This is a genomic window from Streptomyces sp. NPDC002884, from assembly GCF_040295245.1.
In the GTDB taxonomy this organism is placed as follows: Bacteria; Actinomycetota; Actinomycetes; order Streptomycetales; family Streptomycetaceae; genus Streptomyces.
The window spans coordinates 69157-87004 of the sequence record NZ_JBEOVB010000034.1; the positions used below are offsets into that span (position 1 = coordinate 69157).

Annotated in this window: 15 protein-coding genes; 7 read left to right on the plus strand and 8 right to left on the minus strand. The window is 71.0% G+C overall.

Features of this window, described 5'->3' with window-relative positions:
* Nucleotides 1-403 precede the first annotated feature (403 nt).
* Both ABT070_RS38590 and ABT070_RS38595 read left to right on the plus strand, forming a co-directional pair.
* Nucleotides 404-2674 carry a M4 family metallopeptidase gene (locus ABT070_RS38590; RefSeq protein WP_351767585.1) on the plus strand — a complete coding sequence of 757 codons (2271 nt, stop codon included), beginning with the start codon at nt 404-406 and terminating at the stop codon, nt 2672-2674.
* A gap of 348 nt (nt 2675-3022) precedes the next feature.
* Nucleotides 3023-4306: a cation:proton antiporter gene (locus tag ABT070_RS38595; protein ID WP_351767586.1), complete on the plus strand. Its 1284-nt coding sequence runs from the start codon at nt 3023-3025 to the stop codon at nt 4304-4306.
* A 40-nt stretch (nt 4307-4346) separates the two neighbouring features.
* Here ABT070_RS38595 and ABT070_RS38600 read toward each other — a convergent pair whose 3' ends face one another.
* Nucleotides 4347-5051 carry a hypothetical protein gene (locus ABT070_RS38600; protein WP_351767587.1) on the minus strand — a complete coding sequence of 235 codons (705 nt, stop codon included), beginning with the start codon at nt 5049-5051 and terminating at the stop codon, nt 4347-4349.
* Nucleotides 5052-5207: 156 nt separating this feature from the next.
* Between ABT070_RS38600 and ABT070_RS38605 the strand changes: the two genes are divergently transcribed.
* A complete protein-coding gene (locus ABT070_RS38605) occupies nt 5208-5480 on the plus strand; it encodes a hypothetical protein (protein ID WP_351767588.1) in 273 nt (90 codons plus the stop codon).
* Nucleotides 5481-5505: 25 nt separating this feature from the next.
* On the opposite strand, the gene ABT070_RS38610 is transcribed toward ABT070_RS38605, so the two are convergent.
* Entirely contained in the window at nt 5506-8493 is a 2988-nt protein-coding gene (locus ABT070_RS38610) for a carbohydrate binding domain-containing protein (RefSeq protein WP_351767589.1), read from the minus strand.
* A gap of 204 nt (nt 8494-8697) precedes the next feature.
* Between ABT070_RS38610 and ABT070_RS38615 the strand changes: the two genes are divergently transcribed.
* Nucleotides 8698-9030 carry a hypothetical protein gene (locus tag ABT070_RS38615; RefSeq protein ID WP_351767590.1) on the plus strand — a complete coding sequence of 111 codons (333 nt, stop codon included), beginning with the start codon at nt 8698-8700 and terminating at the stop codon, nt 9028-9030.
* Nucleotides 9031-9071: 41 nt separating this feature from the next.
* On the opposite strand, the gene ABT070_RS38620 is transcribed toward ABT070_RS38615, so the two are convergent.
* Nucleotides 9072-9668 (minus strand): HDIG domain-containing metalloprotein, encoded by a 597-nt coding sequence (locus tag ABT070_RS38620; protein WP_351767591.1) that lies wholly within the window; start codon nt 9666-9668, stop codon nt 9072-9074.
* 42 nt (nt 9669-9710) lie between these two features.
* Nucleotides 9711-10811, minus strand: coding sequence for an LUD domain-containing protein (locus ABT070_RS38625; RefSeq protein ID WP_351767592.1), 1101 nt, complete (start codon nt 10809-10811; stop codon nt 9711-9713).
* A 150-nt stretch (nt 10812-10961) separates the two neighbouring features.
* Between ABT070_RS38625 and sigJ the strand changes: the two genes are divergently transcribed.
* Nucleotides 10962-11897 (plus strand): RNA polymerase sigma factor SigJ, encoded by a 936-nt coding sequence (gene sigJ / locus ABT070_RS38630; RefSeq protein WP_351767593.1) that lies wholly within the window; start codon nt 10962-10964, stop codon nt 11895-11897.
* A gap of 116 nt (nt 11898-12013) precedes the next feature.
* Here sigJ and ABT070_RS38635 read toward each other — a convergent pair whose 3' ends face one another.
* Nucleotides 12014-13126 (minus strand): PP2C family protein-serine/threonine phosphatase, encoded by a 1113-nt coding sequence (locus tag ABT070_RS38635; RefSeq protein ID WP_451102431.1) that lies wholly within the window; start codon nt 13124-13126, stop codon nt 12014-12016.
* Between the two features lie 240 nt (nt 13127-13366).
* Here ABT070_RS38635 and ABT070_RS38640 point away from each other — a divergent pair, with 240 nt between their 5' ends.
* A complete protein-coding gene (locus ABT070_RS38640) occupies nt 13367-14218 on the plus strand; it encodes a chitosanase (protein ID WP_351767605.1) in 852 nt (283 codons plus the stop codon).
* On the opposite strand, the gene ABT070_RS38645 is transcribed toward ABT070_RS38640, so the two are convergent.
* The 3 genes from ABT070_RS38645 to ABT070_RS38655 are packed head-to-tail and all read right to left on the minus strand — an operon-like array spanning nt 14203 to nt 16820.
* On the minus strand, nt 14203-15507 hold the full coding sequence (locus ABT070_RS38645) for an acyltransferase family protein (protein ID WP_451102429.1): 1305 nt from the start codon (nt 15505-15507) through the stop codon (nt 14203-14205). The two genes, ABT070_RS38640 and ABT070_RS38645, sit on opposite strands and share 16 nt — an antisense overlap.
* 51 nt (nt 15508-15558) lie before the next feature.
* Entirely contained in the window at nt 15559-16176 is a 618-nt protein-coding gene (locus ABT070_RS38650) for a hypothetical protein (protein WP_351767596.1), read from the minus strand.
* Nucleotides 16173-16820 carry an RNA polymerase sigma factor gene (locus tag ABT070_RS38655; RefSeq protein WP_351767597.1) on the minus strand — a complete coding sequence of 216 codons (648 nt, stop codon included), beginning with the start codon at nt 16818-16820 and terminating at the stop codon, nt 16173-16175. Before ABT070_RS38655 ends, ABT070_RS38650 begins: the two co-directional genes overlap by 4 nt.
* A gap of 436 nt (nt 16821-17256) precedes the next feature.
* On the opposite strand from ABT070_RS38655, the gene ABT070_RS38660 reads away from it, so the two are divergent.
* Nucleotides 17257-17700: an ATP-binding protein gene (locus tag ABT070_RS38660; protein WP_351767598.1), complete on the plus strand. Its 444-nt coding sequence runs from the start codon at nt 17257-17259 to the stop codon at nt 17698-17700.
* The last annotated feature ends 148 nt before the right edge of the window (nt 17701-17848 follow it).

The following is a 17848-nucleotide window of genomic DNA, read 5'->3' on the forward strand; positions in this document are numbered from 1 at the left end:
ACCGCGCCCCCCGTCGTCGCCGCCGACTCCCGTCGCCACCTGAACTCGCAGGGTGCTGCCCGGCGTGCCGCGACACGCCGTCAGGGTCCCCGTATTCACCCTTTCGGGAAGGGAGGTCGCTCCCGCGGCTGAAAACGTGCGCCGAGCAGGGCGGATCCCCAGTCCGGCATGGTCATTTCCAGCCGTTGTTTTGGCATTCCCATGACAAACCTGTGCACGCAGTGCCACGCTGCTGCCGAAGTTCACCGTTCCTTCACACCCGCATCATGCGGGGCATCCCCCACTCACCCCCCACCTCCTTCCACCCGCCTGTCGTGCAGCGCACCGGACCGGCCCCATCCCGTCGGTCCGCCCCCACTTCGGCCCCCACCACGGGCCGACCGTCGCACAGAAGGAGAACCCGTTGCCCCGGCGACACCACCCCGTTCCCCGGCGCAGACGCGCCACCGTCCTCGCCCTGACGACCATCGGGACCCTGCTGGCCCTGGGAGCCCCCGCCGGTACCGCCGGCGCGGCGCCCGCCGACCCCGGCCCCGCCAAGATCACCGCCACGCCGCGCGCCGGTGCGGCGGCGACGGCCCTGTCCCCGGCCCGCCGGGCCTCGCTGATCAAGAGCGCGCAGACCACGGCCGGCGCCACGGCCCAGCGGCTCGCCCTCGGCGCGCAGGAGAAGCTCGTCGTCAGGGACGTCGTCCAGGACGCCGACGGCACCACGCACACCCGCTACGAGCGCACCTACGCCGGACTGCCCGTCCTCGGCGGTGACCTGGTCGTGCACCTCAAGAGCGGCCGCACCACCGTGTCCAGGGCGAGCGGCGCGACGCTCTCGCTGCCGTCCCTCAGCCCGAAGCTCTCCGCGACCGGTGCCGGCGGCAGGGCTCTCGCCGCCGCGGCGAGCGCGGACGTCACCGGCGCCGCGACCGAGCGAGCGCCCCGCCTCGTCGTCTGGGCCGGCGCCGCCAAGCCCGTCCTGGCCTGGGAGACCGTCGTCGAAGGCGTCCAGCAGGACGGCACGCCCAGCGAACTCCAGGTGGTCACCGACGCGACCACGGGCAAGGAGATCCTCGCCGCCGAGAAGGTGCACACCGGCACCGGAACCGGCCAGTACGTCGGCACGGTTCCCGTCGGCAGCACGCTGTCGGGATCGACGTACCAGCTCACCGACGGCGACCGCGCCGGGCACAAGACGTACGACCTGAACCAGGGCACCTCCGGTACCGGCACCCTCTTCACGGACGACAACGATGTCTGGGGCACCGGCCTGCCGTCCAACCGTCAGACCGCCGGTGTCGACGTGGCCTTCGGCGCCGCCGCCACCTGGGACTACTACAAGGACGTGTACGGCCGCAACGGCATCCGCAACGACGGTGTCGCGGCCTACAGCCGGGCCCACTACGGCAGCAGCTACGTCAACGCCTTCTGGCAGGACAGCTGCTTCTGCATGACCTACGGCGACGGCTCGGGCAACACCCACCCGCTGACCTCCCTCGACGTGGCCGCGCACGAGATGAGCCACGGCGTCACCGCCGCCACCGCCAACCTGACCTACTCCGGCGAGTCCGGCGGTCTCAACGAGGCCACCTCCGACATCTTCGCCGCCGCCGTCGAGTTCCACTCGGACCTCGCCGCCGACCCCGGCGACTACCTCGTCGGCGAGAAGATCGACATCAACGGCAACGGCACCCCGCTGCGTTACATGGACAAGCCCTCCAAGGACGGCTCCTCCCGCGACAGCTGGAGCTCCACCCTGGGCAGCGTCGACGTCCACTACTCGTCGGGCCCGGCGAACCACTTCTTCTACCTGCTCTCCGAGGGCAGCGGCGCCAAGACCGTCAACGGCGTCGCCTACGACAGCCCGACCTACGACGGCCAGGCCGTCACCGGCATCGGCATCGAGAACGCCGCCGCCGTCTGGTACCGGGCGCTGACGACGTACATGACCTCGTCGACCAACTACGCGGGCGCCCGCACCGCCACCCTCCAGGCGTCGGCCGACCTGTTCGGCGCCTACAGCCCCACCTACCTCGCCGTCGCCGACGCCTGGGCCGCCATCAACGTCGGCAGCCGCATAGCCCTCGGCGTCAACGTCGCCCCGGTCGCCGACCAGACCAGCGGCGTCGGCCAGGCCGTCAGCCTTCAGGTGGACGCGTACACCACCAACACCGGTGCGGGCCTGACCTATGAGGCCACCGGCCTGCCCGACGGCCTGACCCTCGGCGCGAGCGGCCTGATCTCCGGGACGCCGACCACCCTCGGCACCAGCGACGTCGCCGTCACGGTCACCGACAGCACCGGCGCGTCCGTCACGGACACCTTCACCTGGCGGATCGCGTACATCTACGCCACCGCCACCCGCGTCGACATCCCCGACAACGGCGCCGCCGTGGAGTCCCCGATCACCATCGCGGGCCGCGACGGCAACGCCTCCGCCACCACCTCGGTCTACGTCAACATCGTCCACACCTACCGCGGTGACCTGACCGTCGACCTCGTCGGCCCCAACGGCACCGTCTACTCCCTTCTCAACCGCACCGGCGGCTCCGCCGACAACGTCGACCAGACCTTCACGATCGACGCCTCGGCCCAGCCCCTCACCGGTACATGGAAGCTGCGGGTCCAGGACCGCGCGTCGATCGACGTGGGGTACATCCAGCGCTGGCAGCTCACCCCCTGACGAGTCGCTCTGCGACCGGTTCGCTTCGTGACCGGTTCGCTTCCTGAGCGGTTCACCAGCTGACCGCAGACCGCTCGACACCGCCGCCCGGGTCTTCCCAGACCCGGGCGGCGGCGCGTGCGGGCGGGGTCATCCGCTCGGGGACAAATGGGTGTTGACCCCGATGGCGCCGACCCCCGCCGGCACGCGATCGTGGAGAAGGCCCGGAACGCCGGGCAGCGCCCAGGCGGACCGACCGAGGCCTGCGGCGCGTCCGTCCCCCCGTGACGACCCGTGAAGGAGAACAGCCCATCCACTCCCGTGCCGTGCAACGAGCCCGACTCCCCCTCCCCGGAAGGGAGGTGACGCATGGGACACGCTGACACCCTGCTGGCCATGGGCGGCGCCTTCCTCGCCGCGGCCTTCCTCGCCCGCCTCGGCAACCGCATCGGCCTGCCGACCATCCCCCTGTTCACCCTCGCGGGCATGCTGCTCGGACCGCACACCCCGGGCTTCGTCCTGGTCGAGGACGCCCACGACTTCGAGATGCTGTCGGCACTCGGCCTGGTGCTGCTGCTGTTCTACCTGGGCCTCGAGTTCCACCTCGACGACCTGAAGACCGGCGGCAGACGCCTGGCCCTCGCCGGCGGAAGCTACCTGCTGCTGAACGTCGGCGCCGGACTCGGCTTCGGCCTCGCGCTGGGCTGGGGCACCCGGGAGGCGCTCGTTCTCGCCGGTGTCCTGGGGATCTCCTCCTCGGCCATCGTCACCAAGATCCTCATCGACCTGGGCCGTCTCGGCCGCCCGGAGACCCGCCTGATCCTCGGCGTCATCGTGGTGGAGGACGTCTTCCTCGCCCTGTACCTCGCCGCCCTCCAGCCCGTCATCGGCGGCGCGCACGGTGCCGCCGAGGTGCTGTTCCAGGTGTCGAAGGCGTTCGGGTTCCTGCTGGTCCTGGCCGCCACCGCCCGCTACGGCACGCGGCTGATCGGCCGGCTCATCCATGTACGCGACGACGAACTCCTCGTCATCAGCTTCCTGGGCGCCGCCGTACTCGTCGCCGGAGTGTCCGAACTCCTGGGGGTCGCCGACGCCATCGGCGCGTTCATGGTCGGCCTGATCCTCGCCCAGACCCCCTCGGCCGCGCGGATCCGCCGGCTGGTGCATCCGCTGCGGGACGCCTTCGCCGCGATCTTCTTCTTCGCGTTCGGACTGGCCATCGACCCCGGCGACTTCTCGGCCGTCCTCGTCCCGGTCGCCGTCGCGGCCACTCTGACCATCGTCATGAACGTGGCAGCGGGACTGATCGTGGCCCGTCTCTACGGCTATGGTCCCGAGCCCGCCGCGAACATCGCCGCCACGCTCCTGGCCCGCGGCGAGTTCGCGCTGATCCTCGCCGCCATGGCCGCGAGCGCGGGGCTCGACGACCGGCTCGCCCCGTTCATCGCCGGGTACGTCCTCGTGCTGGCCGTGCTCGGCCCCGTGGCCGCGGGACGCGCGCACCTCCTCGTACGCCTGGTGACGGGGGGCCGTACACCGGCCGCGCCGACGCGTCCCACGCCCGCCGCCGAGGCCGAGCCGGGCGCACCCGACGAACGGGCCGGCTCGGCGAGCGCCGCACACCACTCCGCCGGGGCGGAGCGAGGCGCCTGAGAGGAGCGACCGCCCGGCACGGCCGAGCGGCGGACAGGGATCACGCGGGCCGGGGGGAGGGTGCGATCCCGCCCGCGAGCTGGGTCAGGTGCGTTCCGTGCGCCCACAGTTGAAGGCGGGGACCGTCGATCAGGTACGTGTGGGGTTCGCGCGAGGCCCACACCTCGTCCCGGTGGGTGAACGTGCCCCGGTGCACGACGAGCCGCAGCGGGGGACCGGCCTTCGGCCGAACCCGCAGCCGCGTCCGGCAGGAACAGGCCGACTCCTCGTCGGGCAGCGGCTCGGCCACGGGACGGAACGACACGTCGAGCAGCCGTCCGCGGCCGTCGCGGGCGGCGAGATGGTGGGTGTCGTGCCGAGGGGGCGGCAGCACCCGCCAGCCGTCCCGGCGGAGCATCCGGGCCACGGCGAGCACCAGCTCGGGCATGTCCAGGTCCGCCAGCTCCTGGGCGGTGTAGTAGCCGCCCCGCCGCCGGGCGGGCCGCCGGTCCCGGCGGCGCAGGACGGCGGCGACCACCACGAGCGGCGCGACCGACAGCGCGCAGGCCGGGCCGCCGAACGCGCGGTAGACCAGCGCGAGCCCCCCGAGCGCGGCGCCCACGACGACGACCGAGACGGCGAGGGCGGGCAGCACCTCGCGCAGCCTCGGTCCGTAGCGGCCGGACGCGCGCAGCTCGCGCACGGTCCGTCGACGCCGGGCCCGCGCCGACTCGCCGGTCCGCGCCCGTTCCCGCCTGCGTGCCATCAGGGCCGGCCCCCCCCCACCCCATACACAACGATGCGTAGGGGGTGGATACCCGGCCGGGCCGGGAATCGCGCCCGGATGCCGCTTTTCCGCCATGGCCTTGGCCGAAGAGTGCTCAACGGGCCGTTGTCAGTGGTGGATGACAAGCTGCTGGTCATGGACGAGGCTGAGTTCTTGCGGGGCCGGGTGTACGGCGCCGATCACGACGACGCGGGACCCCGCCCGGAGCGCGCGTACGCGCAACTCGTGGGCGGCCCGTTGGACGGATTGTTGCTGGACGTCACGGACCGGAACGGGCACGAGCTGCGCGAGGTGGCGCTGATCACGGAGATAGGCCGCTACGGGCCCGGCGGCCGCGCCCTGTACGGACGACGTGCCGGCGACGACCGCCGTTTCGACTGGCGGGGCGACGCGCCGGGCGCCCCGTGAACCAGCCCCTGGTCCCGCAGCGGCGCTACTTCAGATAGGGCCCGTCGGCGCCGATCTTCCCGGGCCCGTTCAGTACGTACACCCGCAGGTTGCCCTGGCCGGGGGCGGCCACCGACAGGGTGCCGTTCGAGACGCTCTTCACGTCACCCGTGACGGCGTCCGTGTACGTGCCGTTCGGGATGCCGGTGAAGGTCGCCCCGCCGGTGACCGTGACCAGCGCGAAGCTGTCCGTGCCGCCGCCGGTGTAGCGGCGTTTGAAGGCCATCCCGCCGCTGATCCCGTCGGTCGAGTACTGGCCCGTCTGCAGGGCCGGCACCGCCCGGCGGATCTGGTTCAGCCGTTGCAGGTGCTTGACCAGCGGCTGGGCCAGGGTGGTGGCGACCGTGCCGCTCGCACTCGCGACCGTGCCGAAGTCCGAGGCGGTGACGGAACCGGCCAGGTGGTCGCCGAAGTACGCGCGCCCGGTGGACGCCAGCGGGCAGCTCGGCCCGCAGTCGATCTGCTTGCCCTTCTGGAACTCGATCTCCGAGCCGTAGTACAGCGTCGGGATGCCGCGGAAGGTCCACATGAGGGACATGTTCTCGGCCCAGGCGGCGGTGCCGCCGCTGTAGCGCGTGCTCGACTTGTTCGGCCCGTAGTCGTGGCTGTCCACGTAGACCACGTTGTAGGTGGCGTCGTTGACGCTGTCGTCGGAGTCCTTGCCGTTGCTGAAGGCGTTCTGCGCGTCGCCGAAGTTCATGTGCATGCGCATGTCGATGATGTTCATGCCGCTGAACCGGCTGTGGTCGGGGGTGTGGTAGCTGTTGCCGCTCAGGAAGGCGTTGGTGGACGTCGGCTGGTCGGCGGTGCCGAGGTTGTTCTCGTAGTTGAACTGCTCGATGGCCGCCGTCGCGTCGTCCGCGCTGTACTCCTTGCGCTCCTTCCAGGTGAAGAACTGCGCCGAGTGGTTCACGGACCCGCGGTTCCACTTGTCGTTGACGAACGCGCCCACCTCGCCGAAGACGAGGAAGTTGCTCGCCGCGTCCGCGCCGAACTTCTGTGTCACCCGGTCGTATATCGCGGGCAGGAAGCGGCGGTTCCAGGTGACGCGCGGGATGTGGACGGCCGTGTCGATCCGGAATCCGTCGACGCCCATGTCGATGTACTTGTCGTACGCGCCGATCAGGTAGTTCTGTACGGGCGTCGACTCGGTGTTGAAGTCGGCGAGGTCCTCGTGCAGCCAGCAGGAACGGGCGTCCTCGCCCTCCCAGTTGCCGATCCAGCACTGGTGGTAGTACGCCTTCGGGAACATGCCCGAAGTGGGGCTCGGCCACTGGCAGTTGTAGAGCGTGTAGCCCTCGGAGCTCTTGCCGCCGGTCGGTGTGCCCCAGTTGACGCAGGTGTTGCCGGTCGGTTCGGCCGTCGACCACAGGTCGCCGTTGTAGTACGACTTCCCGGACTTGGACTCGACGGTCAGGCCGTCGTACTCGAAGCCCTCGGCCTTCTCGTCGTAGTACCAGCTCCACTGGGAGTCGCGGACCCCGTACACGGTCGGCGTGAACAGTCCCTTGGCGCCCCAGCGTGAGCTGTGGTTGTAGACCACGTCCTGGTAGATCTTCATGCCCTTGGCGTGGGCGGCGTTGATCAGGTCCTGGTAGGAGGCGCCGGCGGACTCCAGGCGGGGGTCCACCTTGTAGAAGTCGTAGCCGTGATAGCCGTGGTAGTCGTAGTCCGAGCGGTTGAGGACCACGGGCGTGATCCAGACCGCCGAGAAACCGAGTGCCTTGATGTAGTCGAGTTTCTCGACCAGCCCCTTGAAGTCGCCGCGGAACATGGGGTCGTCGTTGGCCGCGTTCCCGGACTTGACGTGCTGGCTGCCGCCACGGTCGTTCGCGGTGTCGCCGTCGTAGAAGCGGGCGGTGAGCACGAAGTAGATGGGGTCCTTGCGCGGGTCGGTGCCCAGTGGGGTGCCGTTCGCCGGAGCGGGCGCGCGTTCGCCGGTCGTCGCGGTCGCCGCGGCGGAGGCGGCCGAGGTGTTCCCGGCCGCGTCGACCGCCTTCACCGTGTACGTGTAGGTGGTCTTCTCCTCGAGTCCCGTGTCGGAGAGCACCGTCGAGCCGACATCGGTGACCACCGTTCCCGAGGTGCCCCCGGTGCGGGTGACCTGGTACTTCGTCACGCCCTTGTTGTCGGTGGCCGCGGCCCAGCTCACCACCACGGACGTGTCGGTGGCGCTCGCCGTGACCTCGGCCGGGGCGGTCGGCGGCTCCGTGTCGGGTACCTCGGCCGCGCAGGGGTTCGCCGCGCCGGAGGTGACCGTCCGGTCCTTCACGGTCGTGGTGCCGAGCGGGATCGTGTAGTCCGCGCTGTTGTTGTTGTCCCAGACGCCGTTGCCGTTGTTGAAGGCGGCCTTGAGCGACGTCGCCGTGCCGATGTCGAGGGTCTTCTTCCACCAGCCCGTGCAGGCGGTCTCCATACCGACGCCCGGGGCCGTCGTCCAGGAGCCGCCGGCGGGCGCGTAGTGGATGTTGGCGGTGGTCCATCCGGAGGTGGCGGTCGAGTAGTAGACGGTGGCTTCGTTGCCGTCCCCCGTCTCCGTGCCGGCGCACGGATCGCTGTGGGCGATCACTCCGTCCTTGACGGTCACGGTCCCGGTGCCCAGTGCGTAGTTGCCGCCGCCGTTGTTGTCCCAGGTGCCGCCGCCGTTGTTGAAGGTGGCCTGGAGGCCCGCGGCCGAGCCGAGGTCGACGGTCCGCTTCACCCAGTCGGTGCAGGCGGCCTCCATGAGTACGCCGGGGACGGTGGTCCAGGCGCCGCCGTCGGGGGCGTAGTGCAGGTAGGTGGCGGACCAGTTCTTCGTCTTCGTGTAGTAGAAGACGGTCGCCGTGTTCGCGCTCGCGGCGGTCGTCCGCAGGGGGACGGGGTCGGATCCGGACGGACCCGCGAGCAGTCCGACCAGACCGGCCGCGGCCACGGCGGCGGCGAGTGGGCGTGGTGGCCTGTGTCCACGGGATGTTCTCGGTGCGCGCCTCATGGCCTCTCCCGGTACGGGCAGCGGATGGAGGGAGTCGCCATGAAAGAGCAACCGGCAACTTCCTGAAAGGACTTGCGGACGGAAGTTACAGGGACATGACACCCCCGTAAAGGGATTCCGCGAAGAGCGGGGAGAGGGCGGGTCGCCTGGGCCGGGGCGGGCGGAAGGATGGCTTCCATCTCGGGAGGGTGATCAAATGTGCGAATGTCTACAGGATCCGCACCCGCCTCCCGGGTGATGACCGCCACGCCGACGGTCCGTCACGGCTGGCACAAGCTGCTCATCGGCCTTGTCGTGCTGGGGCGCGTCACGCGCATCCCGGCCGCCATGGACGCCACCACGGGGGCGACCCCTTCGGGCTGGTGGCACGTGGTGTGGGAGGTGCTCGCCCTGGTGCTGGCCGCCTTCGCGGTGAGCGAGTGGGAGATCCTCAAGGCGGCGTCCTGGCACATGTCCGTGCCGCAGTGGATCTGCCTGGTCCTCTTCCACGTCGGCCTGCTCGGGTTCCTGGCCGCTCAGGTGCTCCAACTGCTCTAGCCCTCGGCCGTTCCCCCGCGCGTTCAGCGCCGGCGGCGGCCTCAAGCCTGCGCGTGCCCGTAGCGCGCCCTGGCCGACGTCAGGTCGGGTTCGCCGAACCGGGCACGCAGCAGGCCGAACGCGTGCACCTTGTCCGCGCCGAACCTCTCCACGTGCGTGGCGTAGGAGTCGGCGGTGAGGAACGTGGGGGGAGTCGTCTTGCTGTGGAACTTGTCCGCGTACATGACCAGTTGCTCTTCGACGGTCTCGGCCAGATAGTCGGCCTCGGGGAGGGCGAGCCCCTGGACGCGGATGTCGTGCCGGGTGAGACCGACTCCCGTGTGGCAGGAGCAGAACCGGCGCAGGCGCTCCGGGTACCCCTCCGCGTGGAGGATCTCGTGGCCGAGCACGCCATGACGGATGTAGGTGCGGTGATCGAGCCTGCCGGCCCGGTCGTAGAGCCGGTAGACGCCGATGTCGTGGAGCAGGGCGCCGACACGGACGAGGTCGGCGTCGACGGGCAGGTCCGACCGTGCCACCAGTTGCTCGGCGATGCCGCTGACGATCTCGCAGTGGGTGAGGACGAGGTCCAGGGCCTCGTGCGACGGCGCGTACCGCTCGTGCAGCGCGCGTACCTCGTCGACCGTCGGAAGGATCACGTCGGCAGCGTACCTTTCCGCCCGACACGCCCCCGGGCCCTCTCAGTAGCCGATGGCCTCGCGGAGAAGGAGCACGGTGCAGCGTCCCGGGCGGGATTCCGCGTTGACGATGAGCAGGTGGTTGACGGCGCTGGGCACGCCGTACGCGGCCAGGGCGCGGGCGTTCTCCAGCGGGAGGGCGTGCTCCTCGACGCGGCGCAGCGCGGTGCCCAGGTCGGGCACCACCTTCTGTGCGCCGACGATCCAGACCGCGTGGGCGGCGCCGCCCGCGTTGGCGGGGAACTGGCTGCCGCTGCCCGAGGCGAGGACGAGCGAGCCGGTCTCGGTGACCGCCGCGACGCTGTTGACGACGAAGTCGGGACTGGCGACCAGCCGTCGGATCTCGTCGGCGCCGGTGGCACGGTCGATGGCCAGGACGCGCGGCCTGATGGCGTCGTACCGGCCGCCGGCGTTGATGTCCTCGTCGATGCCGGACAGCCGGAGGGTCTCGCTGGCCCCGGTGAACACACCGGCGCCCTCGGGGATCAGTTCCTTGACGCGGCTGCGTGCGGCGGCGGCGTCGTCGAGGATCTCGGCGGCGAAGCCGTGGGCACGCAGCGCTGCGGCCACCCGCTCCAGTTGCTCCGCCGACGCCGGGTCGGCGAAGGACGCGGCCGGAGCCGGGGCGGCCGTGTCGTCCGCCCGGTCGGTCCCGGAGCCCTGCGCCGAGTGGGGCGCCGTCCCCGCCAGCGGGGAGGTGTCGAGGTACCTGACCTCGTACGCCCGCTCGGCGAACTTCCAGCCCTCCGCGGTGCGCCGGTAGCGGTCGTGGTAGACCGCGTAGTTCAGACCCTGGTACCCGTCGAGGGTGCGCACGAGCTCCTGGATGTAGGCGCGGCCGGTCGCGCTGTCGCCGTCGAGCAGGATCGTGCCGGGGTGTGTGGTCTGTACGAAGAAGTCCCACAGCTTCTGCAGCCGCTCGCCCCCGGCGCGGATCTCCTCGCGGCCGACCTGCTCGGCGGGGATGTCGGGCATGCGCAGGGCGCCGTCCGGTGTGAACAGCGATGCCAGGCGGGGCCGGTCGCGCATCATCACCGCGTCGGTGAACTCGCCGCGCAGTGCCTCGATCTCGACGCGGTCCGCGATGGCCTGGAAGTCGTTCATCCGAGGTTCCTCTCCGTCGGGTTGTCGTCCTCACCGGTAGGACAACGCGGCCCCGCGAAATGTGAGGTGGCGCGTCGGCCTCACATTCCGGTGCGCTGTTCTGTCGTAACGGGTAGAGCCACAGCAGCGAGCGAGGGAGACGGCAGGACCATGACCACCAGAGCCGAGCCCGACGACGAGCAGAGCGATCCGGGCCCAGGCGCGATCATGAGCGAGCGGCGTCGGCTGATCAATCTGGCCTATCGGCTCCTCGGGTCCCTCGCCGACGCCGAGGACGTGGTGCAGGAGACCTACGCCCGCTGGTACGCCATGTCCCCACGGGAGCAGCAGGCCATCGAGTCGCCCGGCGCCTGGCTGGTGACGGTCGCCAGCCGCATCTGCCTGAACCTGTTCGGCTCGGCGCGGGCCAGGCGGGAGACGTACGTGGGCGACTGGATCCCGGAACCGCTGCCCGAGCCCACGGAGTGGATCGGCGGGCGCTCCGGCGGCGGGACCGACCCGGTCGATCGGGTCACCCTCGACGAGTCGGTGACGATGGCCTTCCTGGTCGTCCTCGACGCGATGACCCCGGCCGAGCGGGTCGCGTTCGTCCTGCACGACGTCTTCCGCTATCCGTTCGGCGAGGTCGCCGAGATCGTCGGCCGCACTCCGGCGGCGTGCCGCCAACTGGCCTCCTCCGCCCGCCGTCGCCTCCGCGCCGCGCGGACCCCGGCGGGTCCGAGCGCCGGGCAGGCCGGCATCGTCAGGCAGTTCAGGACGGCGTGGGAGGCCAAGGACATCGACGCCCTGATCGGTCTGCTCGACCCCGACGCCACCGCGACCGCCGACGGCGGCGGACTGGCCGTCACCCATCTGCACCCGATCGTGGGCGGTGAGCGGATCGCACATGCCTATGCCGAGATCTCCCGGGTGGCGGGCGACCGCACGACGTTCCTGGAGTGCACGGTCAACGGCCTGCCCGGCTTGGTGTCGCAGCAGGACGGCGACATCGCGACCGTGTTCGCGTTCGAGATCGCGGGCGACCGGATCAGGCACATCTGGGCGGTGCGCAACCCCGAGAAGCTCCGTCCCTGGCGGATCGGCTGACGAGCGTTCCGGAACACCGCACCGCGCAGCCCGCCCGGGGCCGCCAGCGGCGCACCGCGCGGCCGGAAGTCCGCGACGCCCGGGTGCGACACGCGACGCCCGAGTGCGACAGCCGGCTAGTGCTCCGGAGCCGAGCCGTGCCGGCAGCGTACGGCGAGGGCCGCGATGTCGTCGTCGAGTCGTCCGCCGGCGTAGCGGAGCAGATCCCGGTGGAGCTGGGTGAGCAGCTCCCGGGGCGGTGCCGCGCGGTGCAGGCGCATCCAGTCGGGCAACGGGAAGAATTTGCCGTTGCGATCGCGGGTTTCCGTTACGCCGTCGGTGTAGAGCAGCATCTGATCGCCGGGGACGAAAGCGACGGTGTCCACGTGGTAGTGGTCTCCGAGGAGCGCCGCGAGATTGAGCGGTGTGGAGGGCCGGGTGGGCTCGAGAACGTGGACCTCGCCGCTCTGTACGAACACCGGTGGCGGGTGCCCGCAGTTGAGGACCTTGACGTGCCTGCCGCCGTAGGGGATCTCGGTGATCAGGGCGGTGGCGAAGTGCTCCTGCTGATCGTCGGCGGGGATCGCGGCGCTGTAGCGGGTCATGGTGATCTGCAGGCGATGGATCAGGCCCTTCAGGTCGGGCTGGTCGTACGCGTTCTCTCTGAAGCAGTTGATCACCGCCGCTGCCGCCCCCACCGCCGACAGGCCCTTGCCGCGTACGTCGCCGATGAGCAGGCGGACTCCGTACGGTGTGTCGGCCGCCTCGTAGAAGTCGCCTCCGATCCGGGCCTGCTCCTGGGCCGCCCGGTACAGCGACTCGATCTCGATGCCCTGGATGCGGTGCGGCAGCGGGCGCAGCAGCACCTTCTGGGCCGCGTCGGCGACCAGCCGGACCTGGAAGAGCGTCTCCTCGCGCTGGAGCCGTAGATGGCTCGTGTATGCGGCCGCAAAGGTGACCGCCGCGATTGCGGCAGCCGTGTACGGCGTTCCCAGATCGGAGTGGAAGAAGCTGATGCCGATCATGACCAGAAGGCAGAACGCTCCCAGCAGGACCGTCGGGAGCACGGGCCACACCGCGGCCGCGAGGGCGGGCGCCGCGGGCAGGAGGCGGCTGAAGGCGACCTCTCTCGGAGTGGCGAAGGCCAGTCCCGCGACGAGGACGGTGACGAACAGCGGCGACAGCAGTACGGCCTGCCGCTGACCGCCGGAGGAACGGTGGCGGCGCCGGAGCCGTGCTGATCTGATCACAATTCAGAGCTTATCGGGACGAAGCGGATGACGAACGGGTCCGCCACTCTCCGATGAGCGGTCGGGTCCGGTGGGCGGCACCGGTGCACGCGATAGGTGAGGCGGCCATTCGTTCGATCGTACGAACATGGCTTCGATGGGTTACTTCTGTCGCCCAGCGCTGATAGGAAACTTTCCTGTCAGTTGCAGTGCGGTAGTCACCCCACCCCCCACTCCTCACCTGGAGCCACTGTGGTGCACATATCCCGGCCGGTCGACGGCCCCGCCCCCACCTCCACCCGCACCTCCGCCCCCACCTCCCGCCGCCTCTTCCTCGCCCTCACCGGCGCCCTGGCGGCCGCGCCGCTCCTCGCCGCCCAGCAGGCGACCGCGGCCCCCACGGCGAAGAGCCTCGACGACCCGGCGAAGAAGGAGATCGCCATGAAGCTGGTGTCGAGCGCGGAGAACTCCTCGCTCGACTGGAAGGCCCAGTACCAGTACATCGAGGACATCGGCGACGGCCGCGGCTACACCGCCGGCATCATCGGCTTCTGCTCCGGCACCCACGACATGCTCGACCTCGTACAGCTCTACAGCGACCGCAAGCCCGGCAACGTCCTCGCCAAGTACCTGCCCGCCCTGCGCGCGGTCGACGGCACCGACTCGCACTCAGGTCTCGACCCGAACTACCCGAAGGACTGGCGCAAGGCCGCCCAGGACACGGCGTTCCAGCAGGCCCAGAACGACGAGCGCGACCGCGTCTACTTCAACCCCGCCGTCCGGCAGGGCAAGACGGACGGCCTGCGGGTCCTCGGCCAGTTCGCGTACTACGACGCCATCGTCATGCACGGCGACGGAACCGACCCCACCAGCTTCCGCAACATCCGCAAGCGCGCGCTGACCAAGGCGAAGCCCCCGGCCCAGGGCGGCGACGAGACGACGTATCTGAACGCCTTCCTCGACGCCCGGGTCTGGGCCATGAAGCAGGAGGAGGCGCACAGCGACACCAGCCGGGTCGACACCGCCCAGCGCGTCTTCCTGCGCAACGGCAACCTCGACCTGAACCCGCCCCTGGACTGGAAGGTGTACGGCGACAGCTACCACATCGGCTGACCGCCTCCGCGTGATCCCGGCTGGACGCGGCGTGCCAGTCTGCGGCCCCACGCCTGACCCGGTACCTCGACGTACCGATGGGTCAGTGCGCACAGTGGCAGCAGCACGGCGAGGAACGCCGCCTCCAGCGCGGGAACGTCGTGCCGCCACCGGCCCACCGTGCCGTCGGTCACCGTCAGCAGCACGGGATGCACCAGGTAGACCGAGTAGCTGATCGTTCCCAGTGCGGTCAGCGGGCGCGGTACACGCCGGTGGCGCGCGGCCAGCCCGGCGCCGAAGGTGAGCGCGGCCATCAGGAACGCCAGGATCCAGCCGCGCCGGGTGGAGTGGGTACCGTCGCCGTACAGGTACGCACTCCCCACGGCGCAGACGACCACCACGGCGGCCGCGCCGGCCACGCGGCGCCGGCCGCTCCCGTCGTTCTCGGCCCGCTGGACCGCGGTGCCGAGGAACATCACGGCGAGAATCACCAGGCCCTCCCACATCGCGACCGTGCCGTTGAAAGCGACCAGGACGAGCGCCGACACCCCGCCCAGCACGCCGCCGGCCACCCGGAGCGAGGGTGTCCCGGCACTCGCGCAGCCGATGGCGAGCGCCAGGGCGAGCGCGGCGAGCGCGACCAGCGGGCCGGTGCCGACCGCGCCGGAGAGCGCGGAGACCGGCAGCGCGCCACCCGCGGCCGCGTTCACGACCGCGCTCACGGCGGCGAGCGCGGCGAGGGTGACGGCGACCGCCGCCGATCGACGGTGCAGACGGACCGTGAAGAGCGCGACGACCAGCAGGTAGAAGGCCATCTCGTAGGAGAGGGTCCACAGGACGAGCAGGAGACTGGGCGTCCCCAGCAGCTCCTGCAGCAGGGTGACGTGAGCGACGGCGACCGCGGCGAGGTTCTCCCGGCCCGGACCGGCGCGCAGCTCGGCGATGCCCAGGAGGTCGAGCACGAGCACCGCGGTGACGGCGGCCGCCCACAGCGGGTACATGCGGAACGCCCGTCCGATCCAGAACGTCCGGACGCAGCCGCGGCGTTCCAGTGACGCGGGGACGATGTACCCGCTCACCAGGAAGAACAGCATGATGCCGTACCGGCCGACGGTGAACTGCGGCATCAGTTCCCGCCGGAGTTCCGGCAGGAACGCGTACGACGAGTGGTCGAGGACCACGGCGAGAGCCGCGACGGCGCGCAGCGCGTCGAGCCAGCCCAGTCGCGCCGACGGGACTGTGTCGAGTGATCGTTCCGTCACGGAGAGTGACTTCTGTGGACGTGGAGGAACCAGGGGCGGGGGTTGCATACGTGGACCGGATCCTGTGTGGGTGAGGGGTTCGTCAGGCTGGGGCAGGCGCTAGTCGTCCGGCAGGGCGACCTTCGTCGGAACGCACGGCTCGGCCTGGCTCTTGGTGGAGTACAACTCGACCGCGCGCGGCCGGGACATGCCCTCCGTGTTCTCGAAGGCCAGTACGTTGCCCCGGCGCAGCGTCACGTCCCAGCCGGCCTTGACCGGTATGACGGGGACACGGTTGCCGTGCCTGTCGAGGGCCCGGACCGGGAGCGGGGTGAACCCGCTGCGCTCGCAGACATAGCCCGGTGCCAGCACGTCGATGGTCACCTCTATGCCCCACGGGTTCACCCTCGTCGCGAGTTCGCGCTGGGCCGCGACGTCGATCGACTGATCCTTCACGGTGAGCGTGACCGTGCCGTCTCCGCGGCGCTCCACCGCGTACGCCGTCGAGTAGGACGACGATCCGGGCACCGCCGCCGCGCCGAACCAGGCCACCGCGCAGGCCGCCGCGACGACGGCGATCCGGCGCGGGGTGAGGAGCCGGCGCACGGCCGTCCTCGTTCCGCCGCCGGGTCGGGCCGAGGTCGGCCCGGGCCCGCGGACCTCGCCTGTCTCGCGCAGCTCGATCTGCGCCTTGAGCTCGTCCAGGAGCCGGTCCTCGAACGTCCGCGGCGTGCTCATGCTTCCCCCCTCGCGATGTACAGCAGTGGTGCGTCCGGCGTCGTGGCCTGCGCGGCGGCCGTGCGTGCGGCGGGCGGAGCCGTCTCCGCGGCCTGGGCCTCCGCCTCCCGGCGCAGCGCCTTGCGTGCCCGGTGCAGTCGTACACGGGCCGTGACCTGGCGTATCCCCAGTGCGGCCGCCGCCTCCGTGACCGTGAGCTCGTCCACCGCGATCAACTCCATGACGGCCCGCTCGCCCTCGGGAAGCCGTGCCAGCGCGGCCAGGGCGCGCCGCCCCGGGCTCGCCGCGTCGAGTCGGTCCTCCATACGGACGATGTCGTCGGCATCGAGCAGCCGCCGCCCGGAGAAGCGCAGGTCGCGTTCGGTCTCCCGGGCGACCCGGCGGCGCTCCGCGGACACCACGTTGCGGGCGATGCCGAACAGCCAGGCGGTCTCACTGCCGAGGTGCGGCCGGTAGGAGTGCGCCGTGCGCAGGACGGCGAGGAAGATCTCGGCCGTCAGGTCGGCCGCGGTGTGCGGATCGTCGACCCGCCGGGCCACGAACCGCGTCACCGCGTCCACGTGGCGGCGGTAGAACTCCTCGAAGAGCCGCGGGTCACGTACCGCCGCGGCGGGGCCGCCCCGTAACCGTTCCGCGTCGTCCACAGGCGTCTCCTTCTCGGCTCCTTCAAAAGCGCTACACCTGTTCTTGGAACGAGGCGCCAAAAGCGTTACAGAGTGAACCCGGACCCGGCTCGAGAGGGAGGCTCCGCGCGAAAGCGTGTCACTGTTACGCCGATCCCGATCACCCGGTGCAGCACTGAAGCCGTACCTGACAGAACTTGGCAGAAGGGGAGCCCTGGAACGTGTTGGCTCCACCGGGTCCTGCGGTCGGCGCCGACGTCCTCGCGGTGTCGGCCGGGTTCGCGGCGGCCCGCCGGGCGCGGGCCGTGTCCGGCGCGGACGGCGTTCCGGGCGGCCCTGCGGATGCCGCTTCGGACGAGCGGCGGCACGATGACCGGGTGAATGGTGCGGCTGGGGCGTAGGGGGTGGGTTCGCGGGTAGTCGCGCCGATATGAACGGGGTAGTGAAGGCGGTCCGGATGGAAGCTGTCCCGCCCGACCAGGGTTCTTCCGTGCCCGACGGGAACCCTGCCGAGACGACGGTGGCGCTGGACGGCAAGGACGGTTGTATCGCCCGGGCGCGCAGACTCACGGGCGACTTCCTCAGCGGCGTGCGGAGCCGGGACGGCCTGGCCGTGTCGGCCCGGGCGATGGATCTGTCGCAGCTCGTGGTCAGCGAGCTGGTCACGAACGCGCTGAGATACGCCCCCGGGCCGGTCCTGCTGCAGCTGCGCATCGCCGGGGCCGCGGTGGAGATCGTCGTCTGGGACAGCGATCCGATGCTGCCGGTGCCGCGTGCACCCGATCCGACGCGGGTGGGCCAGCACGGCCTGGAGATCGTGAGGGCGGTGGCGGAGGACTTCGACGTCGCGCAGGAGCCGGTCGGCAAACGGATCGTCGCCCGTCTCGGCCTGTCCGACTGACGTCGGCCGGCGACCACCGGCCCGGCCGGTTTCGGCGCCCCGGCCGGTCTCGGTGACCCGGCGGCGGTGCTGCCCGGTCCGGGCGAGTGCGACCGGCAGCTGCGCGTCGCCCACCACGAGTACACCGACGAAGTTCTCATGTTACGTG

Bases quoted from the DNA above. Each gene is read 5' to 3' on its own strand.
- ABT070_RS38610 (WP_351767589.1), bottom strand. From the start codon at position 8,493: ATGAGGCGCGCACCGAGAACATCCCGTGGACACAGGCCACCACGCCCA.
- ABT070_RS38625 (WP_351767592.1), bottom strand. From the start codon at position 10,811: ATGAACGACTTCCAGGCCATCGCGGACCGCGTCGAGATCGAGGCACTG.
- ABT070_RS38615 (WP_351767590.1), top strand. From the start codon at position 8,698: ATGTCTACAGGATCCGCACCCGCCTCCCGGGTGATGACCGCCACGCCG.
- ABT070_RS38650 (WP_351767596.1), bottom strand. From the start codon at position 16,176: ATGAGCACGCCGCGGACGTTCGAGGACCGGCTCCTGGACGAGCTCAAG.
- ABT070_RS38660 (WP_351767598.1), top strand. From the start codon at position 17,257: ATGGAAGCTGTCCCGCCCGACCAGGGTTCTTCCGTGCCCGACGGGAAC.
- ABT070_RS38645 (WP_451102429.1), bottom strand. From the start codon at position 15,507: ATGCAACCCCCGCCCCTGGTTCCTCCACGTCCACAGAAGTCACTCTCC.
- ABT070_RS38600 (WP_351767587.1), bottom strand. From the start codon at position 5,051: ATGGCACGCAGGCGGGAACGGGCGCGGACCGGCGAGTCGGCGCGGGCC.
- sigJ (WP_351767593.1), top strand. From the start codon at position 10,962: ATGACCACCAGAGCCGAGCCCGACGACGAGCAGAGCGATCCGGGCCCA.
- ABT070_RS38595 (WP_351767586.1), top strand. From the start codon at position 3,023: ATGGGACACGCTGACACCCTGCTGGCCATGGGCGGCGCCTTCCTCGCC.
- ABT070_RS38605 (WP_351767588.1), top strand. From the start codon at position 5,208: ATGGACGAGGCTGAGTTCTTGCGGGGCCGGGTGTACGGCGCCGATCAC.